The organism is Lysobacter sp. CA196 (genome assembly GCF_052078695.1).
Lineage (GTDB): Bacteria > Pseudomonadota > Gammaproteobacteria > Xanthomonadales > Xanthomonadaceae > Lysobacter.
Genome location: NZ_JBQJIN010000023.1, coordinates 79,684 through 88,145 on the forward strand (window position 1 = coordinate 79,684; position 8,462 = coordinate 88,145).

Sequence of the window (8,462 nt, forward strand, 5' to 3'; positions counted from 1 at the left end):
CGGTTTCGCTGCGCTTGCCGTTACAGGCGCAGCGGCATCACGACATGGCGGCAACGTTCGTTCGACGCCTCCCGCACCAGAGCCGAGGAGTTCGCGTCGCGCAGCGCCAGGATCACGTGCTCGTCGCGCAACGCGGTCAGGGCGTCGAGCAGGTAGTTGACGTTGAAGCCCACGGCCAGGTCGTCGACCTTGGTGTCGGCTTCGACTTCTTCCTGCGCTTCTTCCTGTTCCGGGTTGTGCGCGCTGATCTTGAGCTGGCCCGGAGAGACCTCGATGCGCACGCCGCGGTACTTCTCGTTCGACAGGATCGCCGCACGCTGCAGCGACGCACGCAGGATTTCGCGCTCGATCTTGACCTCGCGATCGGCGCCGATCGGGATCACCGCTTCGTAGTCCGGGAAACGGCCGTCGATGAGCTTGCTGGTGAAGGTGACATCGTCGCGCTTCACCCGGATATGGCCACGGCCCATCTCGAGTTCGACTTCGCGATCGCCGCCCTCGAGCAGACGCTGCAGTTCCTGCACGCCCTTGCGCGGCACGATGATCTGGCGCTTGGTCTGCGCGTTGCCCTCGTACGGCGCTTCGCACAGGGCGAGGCGGTGTCCGTCGGTGGCGACGCAGCGCAGGCTGTTCTCGCGCAGGTCGAACAACAGACCGTTGAGGTAATAGCGCACGTCCTGCTGGGCCATCGCGAACGCGGTGCGTTCGATCAGTTCCTTGAGGGCGGCTTCCGGTACGCGGACGCGTTCAGTCGCTTCGACTTCGTCGATCGACGGGAAATCGTTGGCCGGCAGGCTGGCGAGCGTAAAGCGCGACCGTCCTGCCTGCACCGTGACCTTCTCGGCGGTCTGCGAAACGGTGACCTTGCTGCCGTCCGGAAGCGCTCGAATGATCTCGAACAGCTTGCGTGCCGGAATCGTGGTTTCGCCGTCCTTCGCATCGTCGACCGCAACCCGCGAAATCATTTCGACTTCGAGGTCGGTACCGGTCAGCGAGAGCTGCCCGTCCTTGACCTGCACGAGCAGGTTGGCCAGGACCGGCAAGGTCTGCCGGCGTTCGACGACGTTGACCACTTGGGCCAACGGCTTGAGAAAGACTTCGCGTTGCAGGCTGAAACGCATGCGGACCCCTTGCCCGTCGGTGGGCCTAAGCCCATTACTAAAGAGATGTATAAATCAAAAGCTTGGTGGTGATGGTGTAGCGAAAAACGCTGGAGAAGTCACTTAAGCATTTGATTTACAAGCGGTTTTCGGTACTTCAAAAGCGGGTAGAACTGGCCCTGGGCAGGAGGTACAAGCTGTGGATAAAAAGGGCGCCGGTGGGCGGCCGCTGACTTGTCCACAGTTTGTACGACTTTCATCCCCCGAGTTATGCCTTTCGCAACAAGTACTTACCGATTACCTTGTGTCTCGTCGCAGCGCGGACCGGATCGAACCGCTCGGCTGCAGCGATAAAACAGGCTCAGCACCCAGGCCCTGAGTTGGCGCGGTCCCGGTTTCGGCGAACCAGGCGGATGGCGGGCATCCCTACCTGGCAGGTCGGTACCGGACATTCGCAGCTTGCAACAGCGCCACGAAGCGGGTCCTGCGTTCCCATCGGGTGAGCGCGGACCGCGGATGCGGTCCAGGCGGCCTCACTCGCTGAGCTTGCGAATCAACTTGTCCCAATCCTCACGCAGCTTGCCGTCGGTTTCCATCAAGGTGCGGATCTGGCGGCAGGCATGCAAAACGGTCGTGTGGTCGCGACCGGCGAAGGCATCGCCGATCTCCGGCAACGAGTGCTCGGTCAGTTCCTTGGTCAGCGCCATGGCGACCTGACGTGGACGAGCGAGCGAGCGCGTACGCCGTTTCGACAACAAGTCCTTGATCTGAAGGCCGTAGTAGTCTGCCACGGTCTTCTGGATGTTGGGGATGCCGATCGCCTGCTGCTGCGCACGCAACAGATCGCGCAGGGTTTCCTGGGCGAACTCGGTGGTGATCGCGCGGCCGGTGAAGTTGGCGCGGGCGGTCAGCGTGTTGAGCGCGCCTTCCAGGTCGCGCACGTTCGAGCGCATCTTCTTGGCCAGCAGGAAGGCGACTTCCTCCGGCACCGCCGCGCCGCGTTCCTTGGCCTTGGAGATCACGATCTGGGCGCGGGTCTCGAAGTCCGGCGGCTCGATCGCGACCGACAAGCCCCAGGCCAGGCGTGACTTCAGGCGCGGCTCCAGGCCTTCGACTTCGCGCGGGTAGCGATCGCAGGTCAGGATGATCTGCTGCTTGCCGTCGAACAACGCGTTGAAGGTGTGGAAGAACTCTTCCTGGGTGCGGTCCTTGCCGGCGAAGAACTGGATGTCGTCGATCAGCAGCGCGTCGACGCGCTGGAACTGACGCTTGAACCCGTCCATGGTCTTGTCCTGCAGCGCTTTCATCATCGCGCTGAAGAATTGTTCCGAGCGCAGGTACATCACCCGCATCGCCGGATTGGCATCGCGCATGGCATTGCCGGCGGCGAACATCAGATGGGTCTTGCCCAGGCCGGTGCCCCCGTACAACAACAACGGGTTGTGGGCGCGTTCGCCGGGTTTCTGCGCGGCCTGCCAGGCCGCGGCGCGACCGAGCTGGTTGCTGCGGCCTTCGACGAAGTTGTCGAAGGTGTAGTGATTGTCGAGATTGCCCTGGAACGGCTCGGGCGGCGCGACCGGACGCGGCGCACTGATCGCGATCTCCGACTCGCGCGCCACCACCGGAATCGCACGCGGCAGCGAACCGATCTCCAGGCTGACCTCGCCGCTGCCGGCGAAATACGACAGCAACTCGCGGATCCGGCCCAAGTAGCGTTCGCGCACGTGTTCGACCACGAACGCATTCGGCGCGTACAGCACGGTGACGTCGTCGCGACGCGTCGCCTGCAGCGGTTTCAACCAGGTATGTACATCCTCGACCGGAAATTCGGCTTCGAGGCGTTCGAGGCAGCGGGGCCAGGCTTCCATCTGTAATGCGTCTTCTTATGCGTAACTGACTCGGTCGGCAGGCCTGGCGGCGCAGCGGACGAAAGCGGCCGAGCGCACGATGCGAACATCGTGGCGGACAGGGCCGGGGGTCGGTCAGACTACCATCGGGACCCAGTCCGGAACAGGACTAATCCACAGGTTCATGCACAGGCTGCGCGGGTTGCGCCAACCTGCACGACAGCGCCGTCGACGGGTCGGTCCAAACGTCAAAGTAAACAAGGGCTTGACCCGGACTCTGGGCACCCTCTAGAATCGGCGGTCCTATTACGTCGTTACATCGAGCCGGATCATGGCCACCAAGCGCACCTATCAGCCCAGCAACCTCAAGCGCAAGCGCGACCACGGTTTCCGTGCCCGCATGGCGACCGCCGACGGCCGCAAGATTCTCGCCCGTCGTCGTGCCAAGGGCCGCAAGCGTCTCTGCGCCTAAGCGTCGATTCGGCCGCCTGCGCTGACCTGGCGTCGCGCGGCCGTACGCATACGATGAATTCGACCCGCTTCCCGCGCACCGCGCGGGTACGCGCGCGCTCCGACTTCGATCGAATTTTCAAGCATGGTCGGCGCGTCGCGCTGCCCGTGCTTGCTTTGCATTTCCAAGCCGATCAGGCCGTCGCCCCGCGACTGGGTCTGGCCGTCTCGCGCAAGGTCGATCCGCACGCGGTCGGCCGCAACCGCATCAAGCGCGTGTTGCGCGACGCCTTCCGCCATGTCCGGGACGAGCTGGCGCCGGGCGACTATGTGATCGTCGCCCGCCCCGGCGCCTCGCGCTGCAGCGGCGAGGAACTCCGCACCGCCTTCCACAGTCTGCTCAAGCGCGCCGGTACCCGGCCTGCGCCTGCATTGCCCCTGACTCCTGCGCCCGGCACAATGCCGGCCGCTTCCCCCTCCGACCCCCTGCCGGACCCCGGTCCCGGCTGAGCCTGCCTGCTGCCCATGAACCAGACCCGTGCTTTTCTGATCCTCGCCTGGCTGATGGTGGCGACCTTGTTGTGGATGGAGTGGGGCAAGGAGAAGTCGGCGCCGCCGGCTCCGATTGCGGCCGCCGTCGCACCGGCCAGCAGCGTGCCCACGGCTGCGCCCGCGGTTGCCGCCGGCGTACCGGGCGCTCCGAACACCGCCGCGGTGCCGAGCACCCCGGCCGCCGCCTCGACCGTGACCACCGCCGGCGCCGCCGCCGGTGAGGCCCTGGTCGTGGTGACCACCGACGTGCTCAAGGTCAACCTGCGCGGCGGCGAGCTCAGCGAAGCCGACCTGCTCAAGTACCCGAAGACGTCCGAGCCCAACAGCCCGCCGATGCGTCTGCTGGCCAGCGACTCGACCCTGTACTTCGTCGCCCAGAGCGGCTGGGTCAGCCAGGGCAACGCCGCGCCGACCCACGAGTCCGGTTTCCGCTACGCCGGTGACCAGCGCAACCTGGTCCTGGCTGCGGGCGTCAACGAACTCGCCGTGCCGTTCACCTGGACCGGCCCGAACGGCGTCAGCATCCAGCGCACCTACAGCTTCCGCCGCGGCGACTACGCGGTGCGCGTGCGCGACGAAGTGGTCAACGCCAGCACCTCGCCGTGGCAGGGCTATGTCTACCGCCAGCTCAGCCGCGTGCCGCGCGAGCTGGCCCACAAGGGCCCCTTCAGCCCCGAGCAGTACAGCTTCCAGGGCGCGGCGTGGTACAGCCCGACCGACAAGTACGAGAAGCGCAAGTTCGAGGACTTCAGCGACGACGGCAAGCTCGACAAGCAGGTCAACGGCGGCTGGATCGCGATGCTGCAGCATCACTTCTTCGCCGCCTGGATTCCGGGCGCGAAGGACGCGGGCCAGTTCTCGCTCGAAGAGCTCAGCGCCGGCGGTGCGCCGCAGTACCTGATCCGCGACATGGGCCCGGGCGTCAACGTCGCCCCGGGCGCCAAGGCGGTCACCGAAGCGCGCCTGTGGATCGGCCCGAAGCTGGTCAAGGCGATCGAAGCGCAGGACGTGGCCGGCCTCGACCGCGCCGTCGACTTCAGCAGCTACAGCATCTTCGCGACCCTCGCCAACGGCCTGTTCTGGCTGCTGGAGAAGCTGCACAACCTGTTCGGAAACTGGGGCTGGGCCATCGTCGGCCTGGTGGTGCTGCTCAAGCTCGCCCTGTACCCGCTGTCGGCGGCGCAGTACAAGTCGGCGGCGAAGATGCGCAAGTTCCAGCCGCGCGTCGCCCAGCTCAAGGAGCGTTACGGCGACGACAAGCAGAAATTCCAGATGGCGCTGATGGAGCTGTACAAGAAGGAGAAGATCAATCCGGTCGGCGGCTGTCTGCCGCTGCTGCCGCAGATGATCATCTTCATGACCTTGTACTGGATGCTCGCCGAGTCGGTCGAGCTGCGTCATGCGCCGTGGTTCGGCTGGATCCAGGACCTGACCGCGCGCGATCCCTTCTTCGTGCTGCCGCTGATCAACATCGCGATCATGTGGTCGACCCAGAAGCTGACCCCGATGACCGGCATGGACCCGGCCCAGGCCAAGATGATGCAGTTCATGCCGCTGATCTTCGGCGTGATCCTGGCCTTCCTGCCGGCCGGCCTGGTGCTGTACCAGGTGGCCAACGGCGGCCTCGGTCTGCTGCAGCAGTACCTGACCACCAAGCGCTACGCCGAAGCGGCGACCAGCAAGGAATGACGGTCCGGTTCGCGTCCTGAACCGATCGACGAAGCCCGCCGCCAGGCGGGCTTCGTGTTTGTGGAGCGGGAATATCGAATGATGCGGGCGCGTGTCGCGAACGCCGCCTTGGCGATGGCGTCCGCTCACCCGTTATTCCCGCCTGCGCGGGAATGACGGGCGAGAGCTCCGGTACGTCCAGGCAGGACTCTGAAGCCTCCGGACCCACACAGCGCCGACACGACGAAGGGGCCACTATCATGTCGCCCATGACCGACGCCTCCGTCCGCGACACCATCGCCGCCATCGCGACCGCACCCGGCGCCGGCGGGGTCGGCATCGTCCGCCTGTCCGGCCCGCGCTCATTGGCGATCGCCGAAACCGTGGCCTCGCGCGCCTTGCGCCCGCGGCATGCGCATTACGTGCGCTTCCGCGACGAGCACGACGAGACCATCGACGACGGCATCGCCCTGTACTTTGCCGCACCGGCGAGCTACACCGGCGAAGACGTGGTCGAGCTGCAGGCGCATGGTGGCCCGGCCCTGCTCGAAACCCTGCTCGCACGTGTCTGCGCCCTCGGTGCGCGCCGCGCGCGCCCGGGCGAGTTCAGCGAGCGCGCTTTTCTCGAAGGCCGCCTCGACCTGGCCCAGGCCGAAGCGGTCGCCGACCTGATCGCCGCCGCCGACGTCCGCGCCGCGCGCGCCGCGCGCCGCGCCCTCGACGGCGAATTCTCGCACCGCGTCGAGGCCCTGGCCGGCGATTTGCTCGCGATCCGCGTGCACGTCGAAGCCGCGATCGACTTCGCCGACGAACCGCTCGACACCCTGGGCGGCTCGGCCTTGCTCGCGCGTTTCGCCGCCGCCTCGGCGTCGCTCGACGACTTGCTCGCCGCCGCCGAACGCGGCCGCCGCCTGCGTGACGGCCTGCACGCGGTGATCGTCGGCCCGCCGAACGCCGGCAAGAGTTCCTTGTTGAACGCGTTGGCCGGCAGTGATCGTGCCATCGTCACCGACATCGCCGGCACCACCCGCGACCTGCTGCAGGAAACGGTCAAGCTCGACGGCGTCGAACTGATCCTGGTCGACACCGCCGGCCTGCGCGACGGCGGCGATGCGATCGAGCGCGAAGGCATGCGCCGCGCCCGCGGCGAACTCGAACGCGCCGACCTCGCCATCGTGGTGCTCGACGCCAGCGATCCGGAAACCGGTCTGCAAGCGGTCGCCGAGGCGATCGCCGATGTGCCGGCGCGGCTCTACGTCTACAACAAGATCGACCTGATCGAATCCGACTACGGCTCGCCGACGCCGGTCGATATCGGCGGCGAAGACCGCGTGTTCGTTTCCGCCCGCAGCGGCGCCGGGCTCGATGGCCTGCATGCGCGCCTGCGCGCCTTGGCGCAGGGCGACACCGCCGAATCCTCGGAGGGCGCGTTCACCGCGCGCGCTCGCCACGTCGACGCCTTGTTGCGCGCGCGCGAAGAACTCGACGATGCGCGCGTGCAGCTCGATCACGAAATGCTCGACCTCGCCGCCGAGGCGCTGCGCCAGGCGCACGAGGCACTCGGCGAAATCACCGGACGCGTGCGTGCCGACGATCTGCTGGGGCATATCTTTTCGAGTTTTTGCATCGGGAAGTAGACACGGCTTGAAGGGCTAATGCCAGCCGGGCTTGCAGCGTCGTGTCCCGTAGCCCAAGGGTAGGAGCGGCGCAAGCCGCGACCGCGTTGCCTCAATCTCGCGACGTCACTTGGAGGTTTTTGTAGGAGCGGCGTCCCCCGGGATTTGCTTCAGTCATAAGCCGCGACCGCGCAGTTGGCGGTTGCGGCGTTTCTTGCCGCAGAGCGATGAATCAACATCAAGATCTAAAGCTTCCGTCCGCTGACGCGGCCGGGTTACTTTCTTCTGCTAAGCCCAAAAGTCCCACAGGGAGTTCCTTCGGTCAAAGGTAACCAAAGAAAAGGGCTCTCCTTGCAAGGGCACAAGCCCGCACGATCGATGCCGACGCAGGGATGCTCCAGACAGGCCATCCATGGCCTGCTTGCGCACGGCCCGCATCCATGCGGGCCGCCCTACGGGTCTTCATCTGACCCGCAAAGCAGCAAAGCAAAGCCACAAAGCAAAATCTCGGCAACGGCAACGGCAACGGCAACGGCAACGGCAACGGTCGTCGCTGCTCTTGGGTAGGAGCGGCGCAAGCCGCGACCGCGCAACCTCGATCGCCCGCGCCGCCGTTCGCAGATTCGTGGTCGCGGCTTGCGCCGCTCCTACCCGGCCGAAAGCACGCCGCTTCGGTGGACGGCATTGGCGCTGTTGCTTCCGCACATCCCGTGGTCGCGACTCACGCTGCTCCTACAGGGGATGGCGTCGCGGTGCTCTGCTTCCCTATTGGAGCCTTGGCCTTGGCCTTGGCTGTGCGTCGCCGCGCACTAGCGAAGGTAATCGAAGACCCGGAGGGCGGCCCGCAGGGATGCGGGCCGTTTTTCATCGGGACAGGGATGTCCCGTATGAAAAATCCCTGCGGATGCACCGCTCGTGCGGGCCTGTGATTCAAAACAAAGCATTTTTCTTTGGTTAGGCGGTCTCTAAGCTCAAGTGCAACACCTGAGGTGAGACGTCGTGAATGGGAAGAAACTACAGTCAGCTGAGCGCTGAAGAACGCGGCGCGATCATGCCGTTGATGGCCCAAGGTACCGGTATACGACAGATTGCTCGCATCCTAGATCGCGCCTCCAGCACCATCGCTCGCGAACTGCATCGCAATGGATTTCGACCCGCGGGGGCGCCGGCGTTGCGCGGGCGCCCTCGATTGCAGCCTGGCTACGACGCCACGCGCGCTGGAGAGCGGG

Annotated in this window: 7 protein-coding genes; 5 read left to right on the forward strand and 2 right to left on the reverse strand. The window is 65.8% G+C overall.

The window, feature by feature from the left end:
- Positions 1 to 20: 20 nt before the first annotated feature.
- Positions 21 to 1,121 carry a DNA polymerase III subunit beta gene (gene dnaN / locus ACTOWK_RS18000; protein WP_031374042.1) on the reverse strand — a complete coding sequence of 367 codons (1,101 nt, stop codon included), beginning with the start codon at positions 1,119 to 1,121 and terminating at the stop codon, positions 21 to 23.
- A gap of 512 nt (positions 1,122 to 1,633) precedes the next feature.
- Positions 1,634 to 2,968, reverse strand: a complete 1,335-nt coding sequence (gene dnaA / locus ACTOWK_RS18005; RefSeq protein WP_441331473.1) for a chromosomal replication initiator protein DnaA — start codon at positions 2,966 to 2,968, stop codon at positions 1,634 to 1,636.
- 310 nt (positions 2,969 to 3,278) lie between these two features.
- On the opposite strand from dnaA, the gene rpmH reads away from it, so the two are divergent.
- The 5 genes from rpmH to ACTOWK_RS18030 form a co-directional block, all read left to right on the forward strand.
- Positions 3,279 to 3,419: a 50S ribosomal protein L34 gene (gene rpmH, locus ACTOWK_RS18010; RefSeq protein WP_031374044.1), complete on the forward strand. Its 141-nt coding sequence runs from the start codon at positions 3,279 to 3,281 to the stop codon at positions 3,417 to 3,419.
- A 53-nt stretch (positions 3,420 to 3,472) separates the two neighbouring features.
- On the forward strand, positions 3,473 to 3,907 hold the full coding sequence (gene rnpA / locus ACTOWK_RS18015) for a ribonuclease P protein component (RefSeq protein WP_057919818.1): 435 nt from the start codon (positions 3,473 to 3,475) through the stop codon (positions 3,905 to 3,907).
- A 15-nt stretch (positions 3,908 to 3,922) separates the two neighbouring features.
- Complete coding sequence (gene yidC / locus ACTOWK_RS18020; protein WP_441331474.1) at positions 3,923 to 5,638, forward strand: membrane protein insertase YidC; 1,716 nt, start codon at positions 3,923 to 3,925, stop codon at positions 5,636 to 5,638.
- A 248-nt stretch (positions 5,639 to 5,886) separates the two neighbouring features.
- The gene (mnmE, locus tag ACTOWK_RS18025; RefSeq protein ID WP_441331475.1) at positions 5,887 to 7,254 is read left to right on the forward strand and encodes a tRNA uridine-5-carboxymethylaminomethyl(34) synthesis GTPase MnmE; all 1,368 of its coding nucleotides are present in this window, start codon (positions 5,887 to 5,889) and stop codon (positions 7,252 to 7,254) included.
- A gap of 982 nt (positions 7,255 to 8,236) precedes the next feature.
- Positions 8,237 to 8,462, forward strand: a 226-nt coding sequence (locus tag ACTOWK_RS18030) for a helix-turn-helix domain-containing protein (RefSeq protein ID WP_441331476.1), incomplete at its 3' end; no start/stop codon positions are given.

Coding starts and splice junctions, on each gene's coding strand:
- dnaA (WP_441331473.1), bottom strand. CDS start 2,968: ATGGAAGCCTGGCCCCGCTGCCTCGAACGCCTCGAAGCCGAATTTCCG.
- dnaN (WP_031374042.1), bottom strand. CDS start 1,121: ATGCGTTTCAGCCTGCAACGCGAAGTCTTTCTCAAGCCGTTGGCCCAA.
- mnmE (WP_441331475.1), top strand. CDS start 5,887: ATGACCGACGCCTCCGTCCGCGACACCATCGCCGCCATCGCGACCGCA.
- yidC (WP_441331474.1), top strand. CDS start 3,923: ATGAACCAGACCCGTGCTTTTCTGATCCTCGCCTGGCTGATGGTGGCG.
- rnpA (WP_057919818.1), top strand. CDS start 3,473: ATGAATTCGACCCGCTTCCCGCGCACCGCGCGGGTACGCGCGCGCTCC.
- rpmH (WP_031374044.1), top strand. CDS start 3,279: ATGGCCACCAAGCGCACCTATCAGCCCAGCAACCTCAAGCGCAAGCGC.